The organism is Lactococcus sp. UBA7128, from assembly GCF_002492185.1.
GTDB lineage: Bacteria > Bacillota > Bacilli > Lactobacillales > Streptococcaceae > Lactococcus > Lactococcus muris.
In genome coordinates this window covers 1-23,798 of sequence record NZ_DKXK01000077.1, presented here as the reverse complement: position 1 = coordinate 23,798, position 23,798 = coordinate 1, and the positions used below count along the sequence as shown (strand labels likewise).

Sequence of the window (23,798 nt, the reverse complement as noted above, 5' to 3'; positions counted from 1 at the left end):
ATGTGTAGAAAATATATATATTATAGCGTGATAAATCACTCGTATAACCAAATTTAAAACTTGTCTCTCTCGTTTAAAGATTGACAATAAGTGTGCCCCAAGTGAGGCCGCCACCAAAACCAGTTTGGACAATTTTAGAATTTTTGTCCAAAGAAAGTTTACCATTTTTTACGGATTCTGACAAGAGAATAGGTATAGATGCTGCACTTGTGTTACCATAGTCCTGCATGTTCTGTAGGAATTTACTCCGTTCAGCACCTAGCTTCTTAGCCATTTTATCCAAAATTCGAGAGTTAGCCTGATGCAACAAAAAATAGTCAATATCTTCTGGCTTCAAGTTTGCTTTTTCTAAGGTTTCTTGGATATTTTGCGGAACATCACGAACCGCAAAATCAAAGATAGCACGCCCGTCCATTTTAATAAACTCTGCAACAGGTTTTGGGCCGGCTAAAAGGCCTGGACGGAGTTCTAAGTGATTAGAGGTAAGCGAATTTCCTCTTGATCCATCTGTGCGTAAATGTTCAGCGATAATCAAAGGTTTTGTTCCTGTGTTTTCCAAAAGAACTCCCCCTGCACCATCACCAAAAAGAACGGCCGTGGAACGGTCTGACCAGTCTAATGACTTAGACAAGACTTCTGCCCCAATAACCATACCACGTGTGTAGCCACCTGCAATCAGTTTCTCAGCAGTGGATAAAGCGAAAACAAATCCCGAACAAGCTGCTGTCAAATCATAAGCAAAAGCACGATGTGCACCAATTTTTGACTGAACCAATGCTGCCGTACTCGGCATACTGCCATCTGGAGATATCGTTGCCACAATGATAAAGTCAATTTGATCCGCTGACAAATCAGCTTGAAGGAGTAACTGTTCGCCAACTTTAGCAGCCAAATCACTGGTATTTTCGTCAACTGTAATGTGTCGCTGCTTAATACCCGTCCGTGAATAAATCCACTCGTCACTCGTGTCCATGATTTTTGCCAAATCATCATTTGACACAATATTTTCGGGCACATAGTGTGCCACTTGGGTAATTTTAGCGAAAGGCATTATTTCATATTCTCCAATGACTTGTGTAGTTCTTCAAGCTCACCTGCAAGTTTGTTCTCCGTTGTCCCATAAACACTTGACATAAGTTTTTCGGAAATCTGACGGAAAAACTCACTATGTGAGGCACAAAGCGCTTTACCCTTTTCTGTCAAAACGACATGAGCCACACGCCGATCACGGTCTGAGCGCTCACGTCTAATATATCCCTTAATTTCCAAGCGATTAAGTGTAATGGTAATTGTGGAAAGGGCCAACTTTTGGTTCTTAGCAATATCCGTAGCTCGGCAAGTTCCTAAAGTATGGATAAGTGTCAGTTGTTGAAGCTCTTTCACAGTCACATCTGGATAATCGGAATCCTTCAAGAACTGTTCTTCTAAGTTCATGAAATCGTGGAAAAGTTGAATCAACCATTCATTAATTTTGTCAAAATCTGTTTTCATTTGTACGTCCTGATATTTTGATGATGCAAACCATTTACAATACAAAATTGTACCATAATAAAAATAATTTGCAAGTGCTAAGTAGTTTGAGATATGACAAGGCATGAAAAAAATTATGAGAAGGCGACAAAATTACCCAGCCTATTTCATCCTTAAAAGCCGCGAAACCTCACTCAAAACGGCTCATCTTCTATCAAAAATGTCTTTCGTGTATTTGCCGTGAACCCGAGCACTCAACTCCTCCACGATTTTAAGGCTCCCAAATAATTGCGGATAAAAAAATAAGAACCTTTTATCTGTCAACTTTCTCAAATATTTTTCTTTCTCAGAAGACTTTAACGCACTTCTATTGCTTTGAACTTTTCGTCTCGTCTACTTGTGCTTAATTTTATTATAACAAAATAAAAGTTAAATATTCTCTACCTTTTCCAAATTTGAACTGTCTTTAACACAAAAGTTGACGTTTTGATAACTTTTTTACATTTTGTATAAAAAACTCTTGGAAAATCATCCAAGAGCCAGCTTTGTCTTCATTATTCGGTTTGACGAATGAGTGCTTCAGTATAGTCGGAAAGTTGCTCCATTGATGCTGTCGGACCCCCAAAGAAATACACCTTGTCATAATCCATCGTAACGACATGTCCTTCTTTAACTGCCTTTAGATTTTTCCAGACAGGATTTTTTTGAAGTGCTTCATACTGCGCCCTATCTGCATTTTTAAAATCTACAAATATATAATCTGCATCAAAGTCTTTTAAGCTTTCAGCATTAACTTCCGCATATCCCATTCCCTCAGATAACTCTGTCATCTTGGATGACTTTTGAAAACCTAGGCCACGGGTTAATGCTTGCCCACCACGGGCAAAGTTATCTCCATAAGCATAGATTTTATCACCCTGCAATTCTAATAAAGAAATTCTTGACTTTGCTGGGTCTATGCCATGATTTTTAAGTTTTTCTCTTTGTGCCTCCGCTTTTTTATCAAATTTTTTGATAAATGCTTCCTTTTCGTTTTCACGGTTGAGAAGTTTAGCAAAGAAGTTCAAGGATTTATCCATAGTGTTCACCTCTTGGTAGTTAACCAGAACGGTGGGAGCTATCTTTTCATAATATGAAACTTGACTTTTATCCACAGTCACAATCAAGTCTGGTTTCTGAGCAATGAGTTTTTCCAGATTAAAACTTGGGGAGCCTAAATCTACCATATTCTCTTTTTGTTTCTTTGAGAGGTAAGGGTTTGGAAAGGCCCATGAATCTGTTCCCACTACATTTCCTCCTAATGTTACGATATCATCAGGATAGTTTTGTACAGCGATACGTTCAGGGTGAGCAGGTACTTCTACTTCTCCATTCGAAGCTGCAAAAGTTACTTTTTCCTCTTCTTTTGACTGTGATATATCTAAGCTCGAACAGGCAGAAAGCCCTAAAAGTCCTAATGCTGCTAAAGTTAAAGAAAATAATTTAAGATGTTTCATACAACTCCTCTTTCAAATTTTTTGTATTAAGTATATGTAGTAGGGCGCACCGATGAGCGCGACCATAAAACCAAGAGGTAAACTTGACGGTGCAATGATCGTCTGTGATAGGCTATCCGCTAAGAGTAAAATAATCATGGCTACAACTGCTGTTGCCAAAGAACGTTTCTTGCTTTCAAAACCAACAAGCTCACGCGCTATATGTGGGGCAATCAGGCCAATGAAGGCCAGTCCTCCGACCAGCAAGACACCAATTGAGGCAAAAAGTAAAGCCAGTATATAAAATTGCATTTTACTTTTCTTGACGTCCAAACCAAGACTTGTCGCCATTTCTTCACCAAGACTTAGTACCTCCAATTTTTTTCTGTAAAAATATAGGATAGTAAGACCAATAAGCAATAAAAAACATGTAAAAGCAAGAAAGGCCTGACTAGTTTGCCAAACGTCCCCAGACAGCCAGATTGCAACTTGCTGAAAATCAAAGCGGTTAATGGTCAGTTGCATCAAGGTAATCAAGGCTTGAAAAAGAGCTGTAATCCCAAGTCCAATGAGCAGTACGCGAACATTACTCGCATTTCTCTTTAAAGCAAGCTGGTGAAGTAAGACAAACGCAAACAGAGCTCCTAGTGAAGCAAAGAGAGGATACATAAAAAGCCAAATTCCGGAGAGTTTCAACCACTGACTGATGAGGAGAAAAGAAACAGCCCCTGCGCTTGCGCCACTAGTAATCCCTAAAGTTCCAGCATCAGCCAGAGGATTGTCCACTGTGGTTTGAATGATGAGACCAGCCATCGACAAAGCGACCGCCGCAATGAGGACAGCCAACATACGTGGCAGCCTAAATTGCGGAACAAGTATAGAAAGCAATGGCCAATCTGTAGAAAAATATGTCAAATCGATAATAATCAATGCAAGTAAAGTAAGAATCAAAAGTAAAAATTTCTTTTTCATTTTTCCTCCTGACTCATTGTGTAGATAAAGAAGATTGCTCCAACGACCAATGTCAAACTCCCGGCTGGAAACTCATAGGGTTTAAATAAATTCCGGGCCAACGTATCGGAAATAAGCAGAAGTAAAATCCCTAGTAAATTAGACATAAGGAGTTTCTTCAAAAAATGGCTTCCCACAAGTCGTCCTGCTAAATGCGGCGCCACCAATCCAACAAAACTAATCACCCCTACACTTGAAACGGTCACACCACTCGCTAAAGCCACCATCCCCATAATCAACAATCTCAATCTATTTACTGATACGCCAAGGCTCGTTGCCATCTCTTCACCAAGTGCCAGCAGTCTTATTTGATTAGCAAAAAGCAAAATTAAGCAGATAAAGACAGCCGTCACCACCATCAAAATTTCTAACTTTAAAAGTGTAATCCCTGAGAATGAACCAACAATCCACAAAAAATACGACTGCATATTTTTACTATAAAAAGTCAAGATACTCGCAAGACTTGTAGCAAACAGTCCTACAGAGGTTCCTACAAGTACAACTTTCATCGGCTGAAATTTACTTTTTACAGTTAAGAAAGCAACTACGACCAGTGCTATAAGTGCGCCGAGACTGGCTATCGCTGTACCCAGCCAGCCACCAGTTGAAAGTTTAAATACCAAAAGCAAGGCAAGCGCAAAACTCGCACCTCCCGATATCCCCAATGTGGATATCTCAGCAATGGGATTACCCGTCATAGTTTGAACTAAGAGCCCACTACTTGATAAAAGGATTCCCACAAAAAATAGAGCAAGTAGACGAGGCACACGCAACTGTAAAACAATACTTTCTCGCCAAAATTGGCTCAAACTATAGTTTTGCTCGCCCAGCATAAGGTAAAGCACAGACAGAACAATCAGCAAAATAAGGATAAAAACAATCTGATGAGAAAACTTCCTAATCTTCATTTTTTACCCCTGTAATCATCAAAGATTGACAAAAAAGATCTCGCCCCAGCCGAACCTGTAAACCAAAACTCTCGTGAATGACTTCTTCTGTGAATAGCTCTTCTACAGGCCCCGAAGCAAAAATCTTCCCTTCTTTGACAATAACCATATTATCTGCAAAACGTGCAGCATGGTTCAAGTCATGAATCACATAAACAACTGTCTTTTCCCTCTTCGCAGCAAAGCGTTTTAATAATTTCAGTATATCCAGTTGGTGCAGGAGATCAAGATATGTTGTTGGCTCATCCAGCAGAATGATTTCACTGTCCTGGGCCAAAATCATCGTAATAAAGACCCTTTGACGTTGTCCGCCAGAAAGCTGTTCAACGTGTTGATTCCGTAAGCCCCAAACTTCTGTTTCCTGCATGACCTGCTTGATAAATGTCCTATCTGTTTCAGATAAACTCTGCTGTGTGAGCTTTTGGTGAGGAAAGCGACCCAGACTTACCAATTCATACACCGTGATGTCACTCGGCACCTGCAGCGCTTGTGGCAGCAAGGTTAATATCTTAGCAATTTCTAAATTATTCCAGTTTGTTAGACGCTCATCCTTATAAATAACTTCTCCCTCGTACTTTATTAAACGACCCAAGGCTTTCAGCAAGGTTGATTTTCCTGAACCATTTACTCCGATAATCGCAGTGGTCTTCCCCTGCTCAATTTCTAAGGATACGTCTTTTAAAACCTGCTTTTTCCCATAATATACATTTAAGTTTTTTACCCCAAAATACATGAGTTTTTTTCCTTTTAGCTCTAGTCACTCTATAACGCTAATAATGTCAAATACTTTTTACATACCCCATTAAAACATACTTTACAAAAGTTAACAAGTAATTTCTCGATTATTTTAAAATTAAGAGGAAAAGAAAAACCCTCAGGTTCTATAGCCTGAAGGTTACTGGTTACTCTTTCAACTCTGGTGAGATCAAATGTTCTAAGACTCCTTTGTTCCTTCTTCCGGAATCTCGTAATTTCTTCTTAAAGAAAACTTGTCAGGGACTAAATCATAGCCCGGCTTGCAAAAAGGATGGCAACGTAAAAGACGCGCTGAGCCCATCGCAATCCCCTTTGCTGCCCCATGCTTTTCGATAGCTTGAATCATATAGTTCGAACATGTCGGATAATAGCGACAAGCTGGGGGCAGAAGGGGAGAAACGAATCTCTGGTAACCATGGACAGTCTTAACTAATATTTTTTTCATTTTCCCCTTTATTTTAAAGCTTCTAAAATATCTGCAACCATAAGCTCTGGCGTAAGATGGTAGCGGTCATAGAGTTCTTTTATAGCAACAGAGTCATTAAACTCTTTGGCCGCGCCATAGTTCAGTGTTTTAACACCAAATTTTCCAAGATATCCGGCAACTTTTTGACCGAATCCACCATCAACTACACCATCTTCTATAGTCACAAACACACTGTGGTCAGCCGTTAATTTTTCCAAAGTTTCCTTATCCAAATCAGCGACAAACAAAGGATTGATTAATGTTGCTTTTATATCTAACTTTTCGAGGGCATCCATCACTTTCTGACCATGACTAAAGAGTCCGCCAAGTGCTAAAATTGCTACTTCTGTCCCTTTTCGAACAATCTCATACTGTGCTTTGCTAAAGTCAACCAAACTTGAAGGCCGGTTCTCTACCCCGTGTTCTGGAATTTGCAAAATCACTGGACTTTCTTTTTGAGTGAGCGACCAATCCAACATCGCAAGCAGCTCTTCTTCGCTTGTAGGCGCCAAATAGACCAAATCTGGAATGTTTGAAAGCATTCCTATCGCAAAGCTGCCCTGATGCGTTTTATCAGAACCCGAAATGGAAGCAGACTTTACAATAACTACAGCCGGCTCTTTATTGATAGCCAAATCGTGTAAAAACTGATCGTAAGCGCGCTGCATAAATGTTGAACTGTGGAATATCATTGCACGAGCGCCGCCAGCTGCAACCGCACCTCCAAATGTTGTGACATACTGCTCAGCTATGCCGGCATCAACATAATTTTCTGGATGCTTTTCAGCAAATTCCTTAAGATTATTAATCATTGGTATGCCACCATTCACAGCGACAAGCGGCATGCCTTCGGAGACTTTTTCCTCCATATAGTCGAGAATAATTCTTGTATAGTTTTTCGTCTCACGACTATTTTTCAATGAGCCGTCTTCTAAGTTGAAAGGTGAACGCCAGTGAAAAGCTTCCTTCATATCAATGGCCGGCTGATAACCATGACCTTTTTCAGTGTTAATATGTAAAACAATCGGGTGTGTGATATCCTTCACTTCTTCAAAAAGGGAAATCAAAGCATCAAGATTATTCCCTTCCGCCAAATATTTATAATCTAGTCCAAAAGCTTTGAACATATTATTTGGAGATTGACCATTCGTCTCACGCAACTCAGCGAGCCCCTTATAAAGCCCTCCATGGTTTTCTGCAATTGACATTTGGTTGTCATTGAGGATAAGGATAAAGTTTTGATTATAGGCTCCTGCGTTACTGATCGCTTCTAAGGCCAAACCACCAGAAAGTGAGCCGTCCCCTAAAATAGCAATAATGTTTCCTTGTCCATCGGTCAAATCACGTGCTTTAGCAAGCCCAAGAGCATTAGCAACAGAAGTTGAAGTATGCCCCACAGTAAAGAAGTCGTGTTCAGACTCCTCTTGACTGGTATAACCTGTAATGTCATAGAAATGCCCATCCTCAAAGCCATGTTTACGCCCCGTCAGAATTTTGTGGGGATAAGTTTGATGACTAACATCCCAAACAAATTTATCCACAGGTGAATGAAAGACCTTGTGCAAGGCAATCGTCAGTTCAACAACACCAAGATTAGGTCCTGTGTGGCCACCAATCTTACTCACTTTATTCAACACAGCTCCCCGAATATCAGCAGCAAGCTCTGTCAGCTCTGATCGACTAAACTTTTTTATGTCTGCTGGTGTTTTTACTTTATCTAAAATAGTCATTGTTGTTTCTTTCTTGCTTATTTTTATTTTTACTTATCCATAGCGGATAAGTTCTCACTCTATTCTATTATTTTTTACTCACTTTTGCTGATTTTAGAGATGGGCTTGTACGTAATCGAACAACAAATTTTGTTCCCCTCGGAGGATTGTCCTCAACAGTTATTCGTCCATTATGGGCCTCAGCGATTTGCTGTGCCAAGGAAAGACCAAGTCCCAGTCCGCCTTTTTGACGTGTTCTCGCCTTATCCACACGATAAAAACGATCAAATATCTTCTTCTTATCTCCAGCACTGATTCCTTCACCATTATCTGCCACACTTAGTATAAGGGTCGAACCATTTTTTTGGACATCTACTTGAATTTCACCATCTTCGCCCGTATATTTCATGGCATTATCAAAGAGAATCGTCAAAAGCTGTTTGACAAGACTCTGATCCAAGCTCAGACTTCCGTCAAATTTTAAAGAAGTTTTCAGAGTTTTATCAGAACTTTCTGCCAAGAGCTGATAGTTACTAAAAATTGCTTCAAAAAATTCTTTATCCGTGGCTTCTGGACTTATTTTGATGTTATTATCTTGACGCGCCATGTTAAGAAGATTACTTGTCAGCAAGCGCATGTTTCGAACTTCAGATAGACTCTCCGAAATGTTTTCTGATTCTTCGATGATTGTCGCATTGGGATTTTGGAAAAGTAACTCCAGTCGGTTTTGTAAAATGGCAAGAGGCGTTCTCAACTCGTGGCTGGCATTTTCCACAAAAGCTTTCTGCTTTTCATAGGCCACCATCACAGGTCGTAAGGTCCAGTTTGCCAAGTACAGGCTGATAATAACAGAGATAAACCAGAACATCACCATCGTTGTAATGATAATAAAATTACTCCGGCTCAGGCTATCCTGGAGCTGATCGACGTTACTAAAGACTTGGATATAAGCCACGCTATTTTCTTCTGATACAGTTGATTGTGGCAGAGATAGCGTGATATAGCGATAATGCCAATCCGCCCCATAAGGATTTCTAATCGAGATGGACTTAATCTGTCCAACAGCATCCTTATCTAACTTTGCTACTTTTTCAAGCTGATAGCGAACCACATCAACTGTGATAATCTGCTGCTGGCTTTTCCCCGTTGTCTTGCTGACATCTATTGCACCAGCAGGGCCTAATATATTTCCCTCAGCATCATACATCACGATACTGTTTGTAGGACTGTAGCTGCCTTGATTAATTTCAAAGGTCCCCTGACTTATTCCCGCTTGATTAAGCGCTAAGGCCCTAAGAATATCTGGATTGGCCGCTAAATCACGTAAATTTTGATCTGTTGACTTATATACTCCACTGGTCAAGACTTGAAGAATAATGACTGTCAGCGCAAAGAAAATAATGGTGAAATCTAGAAAAAAATGAAGGAAATTTTTCCCATCATTTTTCACAATTGGCATCGATTTTATTTTTTCTATTATCTTTTTCATAAGGATTACCGTAAAATATAGCCGACATTACGCAAGGTAGCTAGATTTTGGGCAAAGTCAGTATCTTTCAGTTTTTTACGGATTTTACTCATATATACTTCAACTACAGTCACTGTCGTATCACTGTCAAATCCCCAAATCCGGTCAAAAATTTGCTCCTTGGGTAAAATAACGTTTTGGTTCTGCATCAGATAAACGACAAGGTCAAACTCCTTGCCTATCAACTCTACAGGTGTATCATCAACAAAAGCTGACTTGTTCGTCAGATTTAAGCGCACATTGCCATAGGAAAGTCCGTTAGCATCTTCAAGCTTTCCTGTGCGCTTCAAAAGAGCCTGAATACGTGCCTTCAACTCGTCGAGATAGAAGGGCTTGGTCAAGTAGTCATCTGCTCCAATATCAAAGCCATGCATCTTATCGTCCAATGACTCTTTTGCTGTCATAATCAACACAGGTGTATCAATTTTTTGATCCCGGAGTTCTTTCAGAACTTCAAAACCATCCTTTTCAGGCAACATCAAATCCAAAAGAATTAAATCATAGATGCCCATTTCTGCCTCATAAAGTCCCTCTTCACCGTCAAAGACCTGCTTTACTTCAGCAAAAGATTTCAAAAAATCATAAACTGATTTTGACAAAGAGAGGTCATCTTCAACTAATAATATCTTAATCATCGTATCCATCTTTCTTATATTAACGGGAGAACCATTTATTCAACGTTTCTCCGTCCCTTCCCTTTATTTTACACTATTATGACCTTTTTTTCTTATTTAAAGCTAAAAGTATCTAGGTTGGCACCTTTTATTGTCGTTCAAGTAAAAAAGAGACAGAGATTGAGCTTGCTCTCCAAAGAAAATGTCTTTTCAACTGTTTTTCTAGCGAATAAATAGGAGTGAAACACCCCTCATCAGGATTCCGCGCAAAAATGAACGCCATTTCCCATCCGCTCAAACCCTTATGAAAACGAAAAAGCGAATACGTCATGGTGGGGTCTTCGCTACTCTTTTTGACAAAAACCTTCTTGTTGTTGGTGCCGCAGTTGCAGTAGTCATAAGCGCAAACAAGCACCTTAACATAAAGCTTCTCTTAAGCAATGCTTATCGGCTGTCGATTAAAATCGCTAAAAGCCAAGCTTATGTACCCCAACATCAAACGTCTTATTCTGGTTTCATTTAATCTCTTCCTCTCCCCTCTTGCAGCACACGACATAAGGCGGTTCCCCCTTGTTTCTCCTAAAATATAAAAGCCAAGGGAAATAATACAAGCGTTAGAGTGAGAAAAATACTCAAAACGGAAGGTCTGTTCACCATCGCTTTGAGTATTTTATCCTTCACCTTATTTTTTTCGCTCTGTGCTTTCTCGCAAGATAAGCTCAAACGGAATAATTGTTTTATCGTGAAACCCTTCCTTATTCTGCGTTAAAGCCAGAAACTTCTCGACAGTCGCAGCACCAAGTCGAACAATATTGATGTCAAAAGTTGTCAGGTAAGGATGAACGATGGTTGAAAAGGCAGAGTTGTTATAGGTAATTACACTGACATCTTCAGGAACTTTGAGTCCCTGCTCCGCTAAACGGGCAATGACCTTAAGTGCTACAACCTCATCCATAACCACTAGTCCTGTCTCTGTTTGTAGGGACATGTTTTCGTCAAAAACAAGCAATTTGGGCTGCCTTTTACTCTTTAACATCTCATTTTGATACCCTTGATAGCGCTCTTTAAAAACTTCACCATCTTTAGTATCTGTTACAAAAGAAATCTCATCATGTCCTAAGTCTATCAAGTACCGTGCTGCTTCTTGGCCCATTAAGACATTATCATTATCCACATGGGTAATTTCATTTTGTTTCTCAGTTGGCGTACCGAGGAGTACGAAAGGAATTTTCTTATCCAAGAGATAGTCTCGTACACTGTCCGTTTGTCCAGCGTAAAGTACGATAAAGCCATCCACGCGTTTTTCAGAATACATCAAGGCAACTTGCTGTTTGAGCTCGCTTTCCTTGTATCCCGTTACAACAGCGATTGAAACATCGTATTTGCGTGCCGTCTCATTAATAGAAGTGAGGACTTTCATGTAGAAAGGCTGGTTGGACTTGTCTTCAACAGGTGGAAAGACAACACCAATAGTATTTGATTTTCCTGAAGCTAAAATCTGGGCCGCTACATTACGCGTGTAGCCTAGTTCTTGCATGGCTTTTCTTACTTTAACTTTGGTCTTTTCACTAATTTCCGGACTGTCTTTGAGCACGCGGCTAACAGTTGAAGCGTTGACCCCAGCTCTTTTTGCGACGTCTTTTATGGTAACGGCCATCTTTTATCTCCTGACTCTACTCTCTTCTACCTATTCTCCCAAACTTTTGTCAATAATTCAAGAGACAAAGCGCTTGTATCTGGAACGAGGGCGATATCTGTTCCTAATTCTTCGGGAGAACCTACACCGACAGGTACAGCACCAGCAGCCTTTATGGCTGAAATACCGGCCTGTGCATCCTCAATCCCGATACAAGCACTGATTGGCACGTCTACTCCAGCAGCGGCAGCCAAGAAGATATCTGGTGCTGGTTTAGAAAAAGCAACCTTTGCTGGATCAGCAATCGCATCAAAATACGAGCTTAAACCCAGTGCTTCGAGAAGAAAGGGCCCGTTTTTCGAGGCAGAAGCCAGTGCAATCTTGATATCTTTTTCACGCAAATTTTCTAATAAAGCAAGAATCCCCGGATAGACATCGTTTGGTCCCACTTTTTGAATCATTTGAACATAATTGTCATTTTTTTGTTTAGCAAGCTGAGCAAAGGCTTCAGGCCCATAGTCCTCTACTTTCCCCCCAAGCTCCAATATTTTTCTGAGTGAATCTTCTCGAGATACCCCTTTCAACTGCTCATTGAATGTCCTGTCGACGCCTGAAATTCCCAACTCCTCAGCCAAGGCTTTCCAAGCCTGAAAATGGTACTCGGCAGTATCTGTAATCACACCATCTAAGTCAAATAATACAGCTTTAAACATGCTTCACCTCTGTTTCATATGTATCTTTCAGATGCACTTTTTCTCCGTAAACTTCAAGCTCTATCGCATCACCTTTAAGCAACTCAAGCACTAACTTTTCACCCACGCTAACTTTGAGCAAACGTCCCCGGTAATTGATGTGGAAACTGTAAGATTCCCAAGCTTTCGGAAGGAAAGGTGCAAAGCTCAATTGACCATTCCAAGTTTTCATTTGAGCAAAACCTTGGACAATAGCCAGCCAAGAGCCTGTCATTGAAGTAATGTGTAAGCCGTCCTCTGTGTCATTGTTATAGTTGTCCAAGTCTAAGCGTGCTGTACGCTCATACATTTCTACGGCCTTATCTTCCATGCCAAGCTCGGCAGCCAAAATAGCATGAATCGAAGGCGAAAGCGAGCTTTCATGAACGGTTAGGGGCTCGTAGAAATCAAAATTACGGCGCTTTTCTTCTAGACTATAGCGATCCCCAAAGAAGTAAATCCCTTGCAAAACATCAGCTTGCTTGATATATGGGGAACGCAAGATTCTATCCCAAGACCAGTTTTGATTCAAAGGCAAATGTTCAGGTTCCAGCTCAGCTACTGGCGTCAAGTCCTTATCCAAGAAACCATCATGTTGGACAAAAATTCCTAGCTCCTCATCTTCTGGGTAGTACATGTGAGCAATGATGTCTTTCCATTTTGCCAACTCATCTGCTGACACAGCTAAATCTGGACGAGGATACTTTTCCAAGCTTTCTAATGTATAAGCCAAAACCCAGCTGGCCAGTGTATTGGTATACCAATTATTATTGATGTTGTTTTCATATTCATTTGGGCCAGTCACACCATGGATCATGTAAGCTTTTTTGCGTTCTGAATAGTGGACACGATCCGCCCAAAAGCGAGCAATTTCAACCAGAACTTCTAAACCTTCATGAGCCAGGTAAGTTTCATCTCCTGTATAGTTGGTATAGTTATAGATGGCATAGGCAATAGCACCGTTACGATGAATTTCCTCAAAGGTTATTTCCCACTCGTTATGACATTCTACTCCTGTAAAAGTTACCATTGGGTAGAGGGCACCGGCCAAATCTTGCTGTCTCGCGTTGTGCTGTGCTTGGGGCAATTGTTTATGACGATAGCGCAGAAGATTTTCTGTTACCTTTTGATCCGCTAGAGCGAGGTAGAGCGGTACAGCATAAGCCTCTGTATCCCAATAAGTTGCTCCTCCATATTTTTCCCCTGTAAATCCTTTAGGACCAATGTTTAGACGTTCGTCTTCCCCATAATAAGTAGCAAAAAGTTGGAAAAGGTTAAAACGAATCCCTTGTTGTGCGAGATCGGAACCTTTGATTTCAACATCAGCAAGCGCCCAGCGTTTAGCCCAAGCTTGCACGTGTTCCTGTAAGAGTTGCGCATAACTCTTTTCTTTTATTACTTGTTCTAACTCAAATAAGGCAGCTTTCATCTCTGTGAGGTCTGCATAGTCACGGCTAGTCAAAACAAGGACACGCTTTTCAAAATGCAGTTTTTCCTGCTCTAAGACAGCTTCATGAAAATCAAGAACTTTTTCATCTTCAAGTTCCTGCCCTGTCGCTTGAAGATCGCCTTTGAAGCTTTGGCCTGCGAGCACCGTAAATTGTTCCACACCAAAAGGATTAGGCACCGTTTGGCTGGCAATATACGAACCTGCATGGTTTTCCCCTTTGTCTAAAACAGCCCAGAATTTTTCTTCATAATTCGAATCTTCATTGTGCACATCTGCATCGATAAAGGACTCAGTTCGAATCGTATGTGCCTTGCCATCCAAGCTCTTGAAACGGAAAGAAAAGACGGCCAACTCAGGATGAACAATAGATAAAAAGCGCTCAACAGATACAGCTACACCTGATTTTTCATAATGGTAAGAGAGTGTTCCTTTTTGCATATCTAGAGCAATATGGAAGTTTTTGATAGTATCTGTATACAAATCCACTTCTTCCCCGTCGATGAAGACAGAAACACCAGAGAAATTCATCGCATTAATGGCTTTGCCAAAATATTCAGGATAGCCATTTTTCCACCAGCCAACACGCGTTTTATCAGGGAACCAAACCCCTGCAATATAGGTACCTTGATGGTGATCCCCTGAATATTTTTCAGAAAAATTTCCGCGCATTCCCATATAGCCATTACCAAGCGAAGTCAAGGACTCCTGCAAACGGCGTTCTTCTTTTTCCAATGTATTTGACTGGATTAACCAAGGGTCAACTTCCATGATTCTATTGATTTTTTTCATATTTCCTTCTCCCTTTCTCCCTCTTAATTTTTCGTAAACACGTGATATTCCCAAGGCAAGAGACTCATTTTTTCTTCAAGACTTCTCTTACAGCTTCCGAGAATGTGCTGATAATCCTTTGTCTCAAGTTCTGAAAAATCCAAATGTGCCTTTGTTTTCCCCAAATTAGTAATAATCAAAAACGCATCTCGTTGATAAACAAAAGCGGTACGATGATGTTCAAAGAGAAAACAAATGCTGCCTTGAGCGATATCTTCTTCCTCATGACGCAGACGTATTAAATCTTTGTAAAGATTCAAGAGTTCTTGCGCATTTTTCACATTGATTGCCTTATAGTCTGGATGAATCGGCATCCAAGGCTTACCGCTTGTAAAGCCCGCATTAGGACCGTCATCCCATTGCATCGGAGTGCGCGAGTGATCTCTGCTGTTCGCCATAACCTTGTCCAGAGCTTCCTTTTCAGTGAGCCCTTGAGCTAAAAGCGCCTCATAAGCACGCCTAATCTCAGTTGCATCCGTTTGCGCTATATCCGTAAAGGGAAAATTACTCATCCCTATCTCTTGCCCTTGATAAATGAATGGCGTTCCTCTTAAAAGCATATAGGATACTGCAAGACACTTGGCAGAGGCCATACTGCCATCACCAAAACAACTGATCGCTCTTGGCTGATCATGATTTTCAAGATAGAGTGCATTCCACCCACGCGCCAGCATGTCTTTCTGCCAACGCATGATTATCTTTTTATAAGCATATATCCAAGTATGGCCAGGGTTTCCTTCCTGACGTACATTATGCTCCAACTCAAAAATCATATTGAGATAACCCGAACTTGCATCTGTCCAATCCGGCGCCTCTGTTGAAGTTACACCCGAAGCTTCACCTACCGTTAATGCATCATACTGGTCAAATATCTCCTTTAAGTCAGACATATACTGCTCAATTCCTGACACATTCATAAAAGGCTGCCAAGGGTCATTTCCCTTTAGTGACTTGATTTTAAAATCCCAATTTTCCTTTTGAATATGGGAAATGGCATCCAAACGGAAACCATCCACACCGAACTCTAACCACCCTCTAATCATCTTATAGATTTCTTGACGAACTTGTGGGTTTTTCCAGTTCAAGTCTGGCTGCTCTTTCGCAAAGACATGAAAATACGCTTGCTCTGTCTTTTCATCGTAGGTCCAAGCTGAACCGCCAAAAAAAGACTGCCAATTATTAGGCATTTCATCTGGTTTAGCATCTGCCCAGTGATAATAATCCCGATAGGGATTATTCTTTGATTTTTTAGATTCAATAAACCAAGGATGTTGGTCCGAAGTATGGTTAACAACCAGATCCATGATAACTTTTAAGCCACTCGCATGTGCTTTTTCTAAAAGCTCTTTCAGGTCTTCCAAGCTTCCAAAACGTTCATCAATGCTGTAAAAGTCTGATATATCATAACCACCATCAACTTGTGGACTTTTATAGATTGGATTTATCCAAATAAAATCTACTCCCAAATCTTTCAAATAAGGCAATTTTTGAATGATTCCTTGCAAGTCACCAATGCCATCACCGTCACTGTCTTTAAAAGACTTGGGATAAATTTGGTATCCTACCATATGTGAGAAATTTTCTTTTTTCATCTTTTAACCTTAGACTGTCTATCTTAGAATTAAAACAAGCAAACCTAAATCAATCAATAGCCCGACTAACCAAGCCAGCCAAAAATACCATTTCCGCGTTTTATGATGGCAAATTTTTCCAGCTAGAAATGCACCGAAACCACCACCAAGAATAGCTTGCATGACCAAGAGCTTTTCAGGGACTCGCCAAGCATGCCTCTGCGCTCGACGCTTATCTACAGCGTAGACAGCAAATACGATAATATTCCAAACCGTCAGAATGAACAATAATATCTCTCTCATCTTTATCTCCCTCTTCTCTATTATGACAAATTTTTCCGATATAGGAAGCAATATAGAAAAGGGTGTCTTCTGACTAGAAAGTGGTCATCAGCTACCTATTGTTTAAGAAGCTTCTTTTAATTATTTTTATAAATTACAAACCCATCTTTTTGAACTTTATTTTCCTCTGCCAGATGCGCTAGAAGTATTTCACCCCCTGTAAATTCTACAGGTTGCTCGCCCATGTTAAAGACCGCACTAATTTCACCCCGTACGAGTTTCACAAGGCCATTCGCATCATCGATCACTTGCCATTCCACATCAGATTGACTCAATATATCAGCATATTTACGACGGAACGCTACTAACTCTTTAAAGAAAGCAAACATCTCTAAATCTTGATGTTCTTCCGTCCAAGGCATACATTTACGACAGTCTGGATCAGCTCCACCATCTAAGCCGTACTCATCACCGTAGTAGATACAAGGTACCCCAGGCTGCATGTACATAAAGGCTTGAACTTGCTTGACCAAGGCTTTATTTCCCTTTGCTTGAGTCAAAAGACGTGGTGTGTCGTGCGAATCCAAAATGTTAAACATGACTTGGTTAGTTTGCTTGCGGTAAAGCATAAGCTGAGCGTTAATGGCTGACACCATTTGCTCTAAGTTCAATTCTTTTTTTACAAAAGTGTCAATAATGGCGTTTGTATAGGCGTAATTCATCACTGCTGAAAACTCATCGCCGACAAGCCAAGGCTGTGCAGAATGCCAAACTTCTCCCAAGATGTAAAAATCTTTCTTAGCCGCATCGCAAGTTGTACGGAATTTTTTCCAGAAAGCATGGTCGACCTCGTCCGCAACATCCAAGCGCCAAGCGTCAATATCACACTCTTTAATCCAGTATTCTGCAATGTTTAATAGGTATTCTTGAACCTCTTTATTGGCAGTGTTTAACTTGGGCATGTGTGGTGTGAAAGCAAAGGTATCATATGTTGCTGCCTCTGCAACTTCAAAATCATCTGTTGCAACATAGCTTGCCGGCCATTCATTGATGTGGAACCATTCTGCGTATTTGGAATTTTTTTGATTTTTCAGAACGTCTTGCCATTGTGGACTCGTATCACCAATGTGGTTAAATACGGCATCTAGCATGACCTTTATCCCGCGTTGATGTGCCTCTTTTACCAGTTTTTTGAAAACTTCCAAGTCACCAAAATGCTTATCAATTTTCAGATAATCTTCTGTGTCATATTTATGATTGGAATGAGCTTGGAAAACAGGTGTAAAGTAGATACCATTGACCCCTAAGTCACTCAGATGATCCAGATGGTCAATCACACCTTGAAGGTCGCCACCATAAAAATCTTGACGTTCTGGTGACTCTGTTGGATCCCACTCTTTTACTCCTTCTGGATTAATTGCTGGATTTCCATTGGCAAAACGTTCGGGGAAAATCTGATACCAGACAGTATTTTTTACCCAATCTGGTGCCTTGAAACGATCCACTTCATGGAAAAAAGGCATGCGAAAGGCTGCATATTTCTTTGTGAGTAATTTATCTTCATAGGGCAGGATACCTGAATCTGTGTAAACGATTTTTTCTCCATCATGTCCTGTGATTAGGAATACATAATCCATCCGCTTGTGCGGTACACCAACCTCTGTTATATAGAAATCACTTTCTTCTGTAGAAAGAGCATATCGCATCTCTGCTTCTTGATAATCCCAGGACTTCTCCGGCTGACCCTCGCGTTCTGAAAACATATAGGGATCACCATAGATTAATACAACACTTTTAACATCATCACGCGCCACTCGTAAACGTACATGAATTGTCTCCTCCGTATAGAGATAAGCAAATTCTGATTCTGGACGATGGTAAATAGCTGCTTTGTTCATAAATAAACACCTCGCTTTTCTTGTTTTTCTTCATTTTAGCACAAGCTTAACTTTTGCGCAACCGTTTGCAAATCTTATTTTAAGTTCCTTTATTTTTAAGCAAAAAATATATTATATGGTATATTCAGCATATACTACTTTATTGTATATACCAACTTTTTAAAGTAACCAAATTGTAATACAACAAAACTTGACAAAACGGAAGCGTTTGCATAAAATAGAATTATAAAGCAAGAAAAATTATTTTCGAAATTTAGGAGGAAATATTATGAACACATGGAAAAAAGTTGCTCTGAGTAGTGTCTCTCTCATTGCTCTGGCCAGTCTAGCAGCTTGTGGCAACAGTAAAGACAGTGGCAGCTCAACTTCAGCTTCTTCAGATGCAAAAGACCATAAGGGTTCGGTGACACTTTGGGTTGATCCAGCAAATGTCGCTTCTTATAAAGAATTGGTTAAGGACTTCAACAAAGAATATCCAAACATCAAAGTTACTGTTACCCAGTCTCCAAACGGTTCTGCAAACGCTAAACAAGATGTAAGCAAGGACCCAGCTAAGGCAGCAGATGTCTTCAAAGCCCCTAATGACCAGTTGGGTGCTATGGCTGAGGCAGGTTACATCAACCCTCTCTCTCCATCAGCTACAGACTGGGTAAAATCTAACGATATCCAAATCGCTGTTGATGCTGTTTCTTGGAAAGGCAAACTCTACGCTTATCCACAAGATGAACAATCAAATATTGTTTACTATAACAAAGCAAAATTTAGTGAAGCACCAAAAGATTGGTCAGACTTCACTGCTGAAAAACCAATTGGTACAGACTTTACAAACTCATACAACTGGTATCCTGTCTTCCTTTCTAATGGCACATATCTCTTTGGTAAAGATGGTGAAACAGTTGACGGTACAAATGCAAACACAGAAGCAGGCGTTCAAGCAATGACATGGTTTGCTCAACAAAAATCCAACCCAGGCGTAAAACAATCGGGTACAGCACTTCTTTCTGACCTCAAATCTGGTAAAACAGCCGCTGTTCTTGATGGACCATGGGATGGCGCTACAATCAAGGAAATCCTCGGTGATAACTTTGGTGCCACAGCCTTACCAACAGCAGACTTCGGCTCTGGTTCTAAACAAATGCAAGCTTTCTCTGGTGTAGGTACATTGGCTGTAAACTCACAATCTAAAGACCCTGTTGCTGCTTCTGCTTTGGCACAATACTTGTCAAACACAGAATCACAATTAGCTTTGTACAAAGCCAATAATGCAATTCCAGTATCAAAAGAAGCCCAAAAAGATTCTGAGGTTGCTAAAGATCCTGTTGCACTTGCAGTAATCAAGCAGGTAGAAAATGATACCTTGATGCCTAAGATGCCACAAATGGCAACATTCTGGAACTTAGCAGCTCCATTGATTGAAAATGCCTATAAAGGCAAAACTCCAGCTGCACAATACCAAGCACAACTTGATAACTTCGTGAAATCAATCTCATCAGCTACTGAATAATTTAATTAACTCTAAGGGGATTGGGCTCATCCTAATCCTCTTATTTTTTATATAAAAAAGGGTAAAATTTATGTTTAAAAAGAAAATTAAACCATCTCCTGAGGCAACATATAAAGAAGTATGGCGTGAAGGTGATATTTTCACCAAGCTTAGTTTCTTCATTATGGGTTTGGCTCAACTGAAAAATAAGCAATGGCTTAAAGGCCTTATCTTTCTTATTATTGAATTTGTCTTTCTCTTCTGGCTTATTTTCAATGGTATAAGCGCAATTAGTCTTTTGAGTAGTCTAGGACACGTTAAGACAAAACAAGTCGTTTTTGATGAAGCACGCCAGATTTATGTTACACAGCAACCTGATAACTCGATGCTCATTCTCCTTTTCGGCGTAATGGCACTGGTTTTCATCGCGATGTTCGCTGCCATCTACGTCACAAGCCTACGTTCAACACGTCATCTTTATGCCTTAAACCGTGACGGAGAGCATATCCCAACGACTCGTGAAGACCTGGCAACACTTTTGGATAGCCGTCTCCAGTATACGTTGATGGCTATACCTGTACTTGGTATCTTAGTCTTCACGATTGCACCTCTGCTCTTCATGATCACCATCGCCTTTACTAACTTCAACCAAGAGCATCCTATTGGCTTTTCTTGGACTGGTTTTGCTTCCTTTGGTCAAATCATTACCGGTAATATCGCTGGAACTTTCTTCCCTGTTTTAGGCTGGACACTCTTCTGGGCAGTTGCAGCTACAGCTACAACTTTCTTCTTCGGTGTTTTACTTGCCTTGCTCATTGAGTCCTCAGGTATTAAATTCAAAGCTTTCTGGCGCACGATTTTTGTGATTGTCATGGCCGTTCCTTCTTTCGTCTCTCTCTTGATGATGAATATGTTCTTGGACAATAACGGACCATTGAACAGCTGGCTCCAAAGTATCGGGCTCATCGATCATCCTATTCCATTTTTGATGGACTCTTTGCTGGCTAAGATTTCCGTTATCGGCGTCAACATGTGGGTCGGTATCCCTGTATCCATGTTAATTTCAACAGCGATTATTCAAAATTTACCGCAGGATCAGATTGAAGCAGCCAAGATTGATGGGGCTAACAGCTTCCATATCTTCCGTTCGATTACATTCCCACAAATTTTATTTGTTATGACACCCGCTTTGATTCAACAGTTTATCGGGAACATTAACAATTTCAACGTCATTTTCCTCCTAACGGGGGGGGGGCCACTGAATGCGGAATACTTCCAAGCAGGGTCAACAGACTTGTTGATTACTTGGCTTTATAACTTAACCATGAAGTCTATCCCAAGTTACAACATCGCCTCTGCTATCGGTATCATCATCTTTATCATCTCCGCTACAGTTTCTCTGATCGCTTACCGTCGTACAAATGCTTTTAAGGAGGGCTAAAATGAAATCATATAAACGTCAACGTCAGGCTTCTTTGGCCTTAAGATATGTTATCCTAACCTTGCTGGCAATTATCTGGATTTTCCCGATTATTTGGATTATCTTAACCAGCTTCTCAAAAAATAACACAGGATTTGTTTCAACCTTCATCCCACAACAATGGACACTCGATAACTTTATAGGTATCTTTAACAACCCTGTTTATCCTTACGGCAACTGGCTTATCAACACCTTTGTCATCGCTGTTATCTGTGCAGTGGTAAATACATTAATCACCACTGCCATGTCCTACGCACTCTCTCGCTTACGCTTCAAGCTACGTAAGCCCTTCCTCCAGCTGGCTCTCATCCTTGGGATGTTCCCAGGTATCATGGCCATGATTGCCCTCTATTACATCCTCAAGTCTTTCGACATGACCAACTTGGCAGGATTAACCTTAGTTTATATCGGCGGTTCTGGTCTAGGCTTTTACATTTTCAAAGGCTTCCTTGACACAATTCCGGCATCTATTGATGAGGCCGCTGTTATTGATGGTGCAACAAAGTGGCAAATTTTCACTAAGATTACCTTGCCACTCTCAAAACCTATGATTGTTTACACCTCTCTTACCGCCTTCATCGCACCTTGGCTAGACTTCCTCTTTGCCAGTGTTATCTTAGGTGGAGGAGATCCTAAGTCACGGACTATTGCTTATGGTCTGCAAAACATGATGACCAACTCCAGAGGCTCCTCAGCAACAAACTTTACCCAGTTTGTTGCAGGATGTGTCATCATTGCTATCCCTATCACCATCCTCTTTATCGCTATGCAGAAATTCTATGTGAACGGCATTACTGCTGGGGCAGATAAAGGCTAAAGATTGCAGAATAAAAAACGTCAATTGACGTTTTTTTAGTTGGAGGGGTTGACGATAAGGGCCGGACGGAGTCCACCAGCGTTTTCAGAGCTGTTCAATTCACCTCCTATAAATCTACCAAATAAAAGCGGGTTTCTATATACCCTCCAAACGTGATTTGCACCACTTCCACGGGTACGAATTAGCCACCAAGTATCGTCAGGCCCCACACGACCAGCTGGATTAGAAAAACCACGACCAGGTCCCGATAAACGCGCCACATCTGCTAAGGAAAGTGTAAATGCTCGAGGAGTTCCTGAGGTATCCACTTGAGTTACATCAGCTTCAACTTCAGGATAGTCTACTAGATTAGTAGGTACCCACCTGTCAAGATCTCCCCAGTCAAGCGAATTCGGGGAAACAGCTCCCGTAGTAAAGGTATTCGGCACAGGTTGGACCATAGCCTGCACCGCTGGGTCTAAACCGTCAAACCATGAACTAAAGACAACATCTTCTTGAGTAAGGAGTGTATTACGAAACACTTGATTTCGGATAATCATGTGATTTCCTGACCCCATGTTCTCCAAATAACGGTATTGTTCGCCTTCCATGGTAAAGATCTGACCCGGACGCATCGTCGTAAAGTCAACTTCGTGAGCAGGCAAGTCTTCAATGGAACCTAGATCAACGCCATTGGCAACCGATTCCAGAAAGTCAAGCAAGTGGGGACTATGCCAAAGCGGTTCATCATCCATGCTCATAAACTCACTTCTGTGATCCGGACTCACCAGCTGACTGTCTACGTGAATCCCATAGTAATATTGCCCAGAGATATCCTTTGCTGCTGGCGTCATCTCAGCCGCATCTAACAAGTAAGATGTTGCTTCTCCTGACTGCAAGACATTGGCCCAATAAGCCCAGCCTGTCTGATGGTCAATAACCCAAAAGTTTCCTACCCTGTCTTCAAGCGGCAGAGTAGCCCATTGGATCATGGTTATAGGGGCACGGTCTTGTTGCAGATTTTGAGCTGCATCATGTGTGGCTTCTTCTCCCGGCCAGATTGGACCACTGTTGTTAAAGCTGTCGCCAGAGGACCAGTAAGCGTCCGTACCGTCGCCAGGATGTGTCGCGCCATCGGTAACACCATCGGTCGCTCCAGCTCCCGCAATCCAGTCACGCGCATGACCAGCGGCCGCTGTCCTCAAATCTGTATTGTCTCGATTAAAGGTCGGCATGTACCAAGGCGCAGTTTCCCCTTGACGTGTCCAGCCAAATGTCAACGTAGAGTACTGGTTAAAAGCAGCTGAGTCTCCGACACGCTCAGCTATATTGTTAGCATTGAGTCGTAAGTTGGTCCAACTTTCTACATTGTCCCGTGTGCTACCAGCGACTACAGGAGTGGCACTCGCTTCTCCGGCCCTTTGGATATCCATAAACTCCGAGAGACGCACACGAGCCATGATTCCACCCTCACCAAAGTTTTCAACGAAAACATCCTTGTTTTCAGTGTCCCGATCAAAATAATCGTGAACTCGTCCTCCAAAGAAATTCTCATTTATCCGGTCATTGATGGCCCGCTGATTAAAAGCTTGGAAGGCGAAGGTCCCGCCTACCAAGAGCAATAAGAGTGACAGAAGCACAAAATTGCGCAGTTGCCGCCGTTTTTT

21 protein-coding genes are annotated in these 23,798 nt (G+C 41.1%); 4 read left to right on the top strand and 17 right to left on the bottom strand.

What is annotated here, in order from left to right; translation table 11 throughout:
• Positions 1-73: 73 nt before the first annotated feature.
• The 10 genes from B4H39_RS08430 to B4H39_RS08385 all read right to left on the bottom strand — a co-directional run bounded on the left by B4H39_RS08430 (position 74) and on the right by B4H39_RS08385 (position 9,997).
• On the bottom strand, positions 74-1,051 hold the full coding sequence (locus tag B4H39_RS08430; RefSeq protein WP_251420664.1) for a beta-ketoacyl-ACP synthase III: 978 nt from the start codon (positions 1,049-1,051) through the stop codon (positions 74-76).
• Positions 1,051-1,491 (bottom strand): MarR family winged helix-turn-helix transcriptional regulator, encoded by a 441-nt coding sequence (locus B4H39_RS08425; protein WP_202230298.1) that lies wholly within the window; start codon positions 1,489-1,491, stop codon positions 1,051-1,053. The genes B4H39_RS08430 and B4H39_RS08425 overlap by 1 nt, the downstream gene beginning before the upstream one ends.
• A 533-nt stretch (positions 1,492-2,024) precedes the next feature.
• Positions 2,025-2,966 carry an iron-hydroxamate ABC transporter substrate-binding protein gene (locus tag B4H39_RS08420; protein WP_251420666.1) on the bottom strand — a complete coding sequence of 314 codons (942 nt, stop codon included), beginning with the start codon at positions 2,964-2,966 and terminating at the stop codon, positions 2,025-2,027.
• Between the two features lie 12 nt (positions 2,967-2,978).
• A complete protein-coding gene (locus tag B4H39_RS08415) occupies positions 2,979-3,917 on the bottom strand; it encodes a FecCD family ABC transporter permease (RefSeq protein ID WP_202230295.1) in 939 nt (312 codons plus the stop codon).
• Positions 3,914-4,864: a FecCD family ABC transporter permease gene (locus tag B4H39_RS08410; RefSeq protein WP_251420668.1), complete on the bottom strand. Its 951-nt coding sequence runs from the start codon at positions 4,862-4,864 to the stop codon at positions 3,914-3,916. Before B4H39_RS08410 ends, B4H39_RS08415 begins: the two co-directional genes overlap by 4 nt.
• Complete coding sequence (locus tag B4H39_RS08405; protein ID WP_251420670.1) at positions 4,854-5,636, bottom strand: ABC transporter ATP-binding protein; 783 nt, start codon at positions 5,634-5,636, stop codon at positions 4,854-4,856. Before B4H39_RS08405 ends, B4H39_RS08410 begins: the two co-directional genes overlap by 11 nt.
• 201 nt (positions 5,637-5,837) lie before the next feature.
• Positions 5,838-6,104 (bottom strand): membrane protein insertion efficiency factor YidD, encoded by a 267-nt coding sequence (gene yidD, locus B4H39_RS08400; protein WP_251420672.1) that lies wholly within the window; start codon positions 6,102-6,104, stop codon positions 5,838-5,840.
• A gap of 8 nt (positions 6,105-6,112) precedes the next feature.
• Entirely contained in the window at positions 6,113-7,855 is a 1,743-nt protein-coding gene (locus B4H39_RS08395; protein WP_251420674.1) for a 1-deoxy-D-xylulose-5-phosphate synthase, read from the bottom strand.
• Between the two features lie 67 nt (positions 7,856-7,922).
• Positions 7,923-9,323 carry a sensor histidine kinase gene (locus B4H39_RS08390; RefSeq protein WP_202230290.1) on the bottom strand — a complete coding sequence of 467 codons (1,401 nt, stop codon included), beginning with the start codon at positions 9,321-9,323 and terminating at the stop codon, positions 7,923-7,925.
• A gap of 5 nt (positions 9,324-9,328) precedes the next feature.
• Entirely contained in the window at positions 9,329-9,997 is a 669-nt protein-coding gene (locus B4H39_RS08385) for a response regulator transcription factor (protein WP_237459927.1), read from the bottom strand.
• Positions 9,998-10,280: 283 nt separating this feature from the next.
• On the opposite strand from B4H39_RS08385, the gene B4H39_RS08380 reads away from it, so the two are divergent.
• Complete coding sequence (locus B4H39_RS08380; RefSeq protein ID WP_251420676.1) at positions 10,281-10,499, top strand: hypothetical protein; 219 nt, start codon at positions 10,281-10,283, stop codon at positions 10,497-10,499.
• Between the two features lie 159 nt (positions 10,500-10,658).
• Here B4H39_RS08380 and B4H39_RS08375 read toward each other — a convergent pair whose 3' ends face one another.
• The 6 genes from B4H39_RS08375 to B4H39_RS08350 all read right to left on the bottom strand — a co-directional run bounded on the left by B4H39_RS08375 (position 10,659) and on the right by B4H39_RS08350 (position 18,372).
• Positions 10,659-11,633, bottom strand: a complete 975-nt coding sequence (locus tag B4H39_RS08375) for a LacI family DNA-binding transcriptional regulator (protein WP_251420678.1) — start codon at positions 11,631-11,633, stop codon at positions 10,659-10,661.
• A 26-nt stretch (positions 11,634-11,659) separates the two neighbouring features.
• Positions 11,660-12,325, bottom strand: coding sequence for a beta-phosphoglucomutase (pgmB, locus tag B4H39_RS08370; protein ID WP_202230286.1), 666 nt, complete (start codon positions 12,323-12,325; stop codon positions 11,660-11,662).
• On the bottom strand, positions 12,318-14,582 hold the full coding sequence (locus B4H39_RS08365) for a glycoside hydrolase family 65 protein (protein ID WP_251420680.1): 2,265 nt from the start codon (positions 14,580-14,582) through the stop codon (positions 12,318-12,320). Before B4H39_RS08365 ends, pgmB begins: the two co-directional genes overlap by 8 nt.
• A gap of 23 nt (positions 14,583-14,605) precedes the next feature.
• Complete coding sequence (locus tag B4H39_RS08360; protein WP_251420682.1) at positions 14,606-16,213, bottom strand: alpha-glucosidase; 1,608 nt, start codon at positions 16,211-16,213, stop codon at positions 14,606-14,608.
• Positions 16,214-16,231: 18 nt separating this feature from the next.
• The gene (locus B4H39_RS08355; protein ID WP_251420684.1) at positions 16,232-16,495 is read right to left on the bottom strand and encodes a DUF1294 domain-containing protein; all 264 of its coding nucleotides are present in this window, start codon (positions 16,493-16,495) and stop codon (positions 16,232-16,234) included.
• A gap of 116 nt (positions 16,496-16,611) precedes the next feature.
• The gene (locus tag B4H39_RS08350) at positions 16,612-18,372 is read right to left on the bottom strand and encodes a glycoside hydrolase family 13 protein (RefSeq protein WP_251420686.1); all 1,761 of its coding nucleotides are present in this window, start codon (positions 18,370-18,372) and stop codon (positions 16,612-16,614) included.
• 268 nt (positions 18,373-18,640) lie between these two features.
• Here B4H39_RS08350 and B4H39_RS08345 point away from each other — a divergent pair, with 268 nt between their 5' ends.
• From B4H39_RS08345 to B4H39_RS08335, 3 genes are all read left to right on the top strand, one after another.
• Complete coding sequence (locus B4H39_RS08345) at positions 18,641-19,876, top strand: extracellular solute-binding protein (protein WP_202230281.1); 1,236 nt, start codon at positions 18,641-18,643, stop codon at positions 19,874-19,876.
• Positions 19,877-19,946: 70 nt separating this feature from the next.
• Positions 19,947-21,296, top strand: a complete 1,350-nt coding sequence (locus tag B4H39_RS08340) for a carbohydrate ABC transporter permease (protein ID WP_251420688.1) — start codon at positions 19,947-19,949, stop codon at positions 21,294-21,296.
• Position 21,297: 1 nt separating this feature from the next.
• Positions 21,298-22,152, top strand: a complete 855-nt coding sequence (locus B4H39_RS08335) for a sugar ABC transporter permease (RefSeq protein WP_251420690.1) — start codon at positions 21,298-21,300, stop codon at positions 22,150-22,152.
• 35 nt (positions 22,153-22,187) lie between these two features.
• On the opposite strand, the gene B4H39_RS08330 is transcribed toward B4H39_RS08335, so the two are convergent.
• Positions 22,188-23,798, bottom strand: a 1,611-nt coding sequence (locus B4H39_RS08330) for a hypothetical protein (protein ID WP_286927565.1), incomplete at its 5' end; no start/stop codon positions are given.

Bases quoted from the DNA above. Each gene is read 5' to 3' on its own strand.
- B4H39_RS08430 (WP_251420664.1), bottom strand. From the start codon at position 1,051: ATGCCTTTCGCTAAAATTACCCAAGTGGCACACTATGTGCCCGAAAAT.
- B4H39_RS08425 (WP_202230298.1), bottom strand. From the start codon at position 1,491: ATGAAAACAGATTTTGACAAAATTAATGAATGGTTGATTCAACTTTTC.
- B4H39_RS08420 (WP_251420666.1), bottom strand. From the start codon at position 2,966: ATGAAACATCTTAAATTATTTTCTTTAACTTTAGCAGCATTAGGACTT.
- B4H39_RS08415 (WP_202230295.1), bottom strand. From the start codon at position 3,917: ATGAAAAAGAAATTTTTACTTTTGATTCTTACTTTACTTGCATTGATT.
- B4H39_RS08410 (WP_251420668.1), bottom strand. From the start codon at position 4,864: ATGAAGATTAGGAAGTTTTCTCATCAGATTGTTTTTATCCTTATTTTG.
- B4H39_RS08405 (WP_251420670.1), bottom strand. From the start codon at position 5,636: ATGTATTTTGGGGTAAAAAACTTAAATGTATATTATGGGAAAAAGCAG.
- yidD (WP_251420672.1), bottom strand. From the start codon at position 6,104: ATGAAAAAAATATTAGTTAAGACTGTCCATGGTTACCAGAGATTCGTT.
- B4H39_RS08395 (WP_251420674.1), bottom strand. From the start codon at position 7,855: ATGACTATTTTAGATAAAGTAAAAACACCAGCAGACATAAAAAAGTTT.
- B4H39_RS08390 (WP_202230290.1), bottom strand. From the start codon at position 9,323: ATGAAAAAGATAATAGAAAAAATAAAATCGATGCCAATTGTGAAAAAT.
- B4H39_RS08385 (WP_237459927.1), bottom strand. From the start codon at position 9,997: ATGATTAAGATATTATTAGTTGAAGATGACCTCTCTTTGTCAAAATCA.
- B4H39_RS08380 (WP_251420676.1), top strand. From the start codon at position 10,281: ATGAAAACGAAAAAGCGAATACGTCATGGTGGGGTCTTCGCTACTCTT.
- B4H39_RS08375 (WP_251420678.1), bottom strand. From the start codon at position 11,633: ATGGCCGTTACCATAAAAGACGTCGCAAAAAGAGCTGGGGTCAACGCT.
- pgmB (WP_202230286.1), bottom strand. From the start codon at position 12,325: ATGTTTAAAGCTGTATTATTTGACTTAGATGGTGTGATTACAGATACT.
- B4H39_RS08365 (WP_251420680.1), bottom strand. From the start codon at position 14,582: ATGAAAAAAATCAATAGAATCATGGAAGTTGACCCTTGGTTAATCCAG.
- B4H39_RS08360 (WP_251420682.1), bottom strand. From the start codon at position 16,213: ATGAAAAAAGAAAATTTCTCACATATGGTAGGATACCAAATTTATCCC.
- B4H39_RS08355 (WP_251420684.1), bottom strand. From the start codon at position 16,495: ATGAGAGAGATATTATTGTTCATTCTGACGGTTTGGAATATTATCGTA.
- B4H39_RS08350 (WP_251420686.1), bottom strand. From the start codon at position 18,372: ATGAACAAAGCAGCTATTTACCATCGTCCAGAATCAGAATTTGCTTAT.
- B4H39_RS08345 (WP_202230281.1), top strand. From the start codon at position 18,641: ATGAACACATGGAAAAAAGTTGCTCTGAGTAGTGTCTCTCTCATTGCT.
- B4H39_RS08340 (WP_251420688.1), top strand. From the start codon at position 19,947: ATGTTTAAAAAGAAAATTAAACCATCTCCTGAGGCAACATATAAAGAA.
- B4H39_RS08335 (WP_251420690.1), top strand. From the start codon at position 21,298: ATGAAATCATATAAACGTCAACGTCAGGCTTCTTTGGCCTTAAGATAT.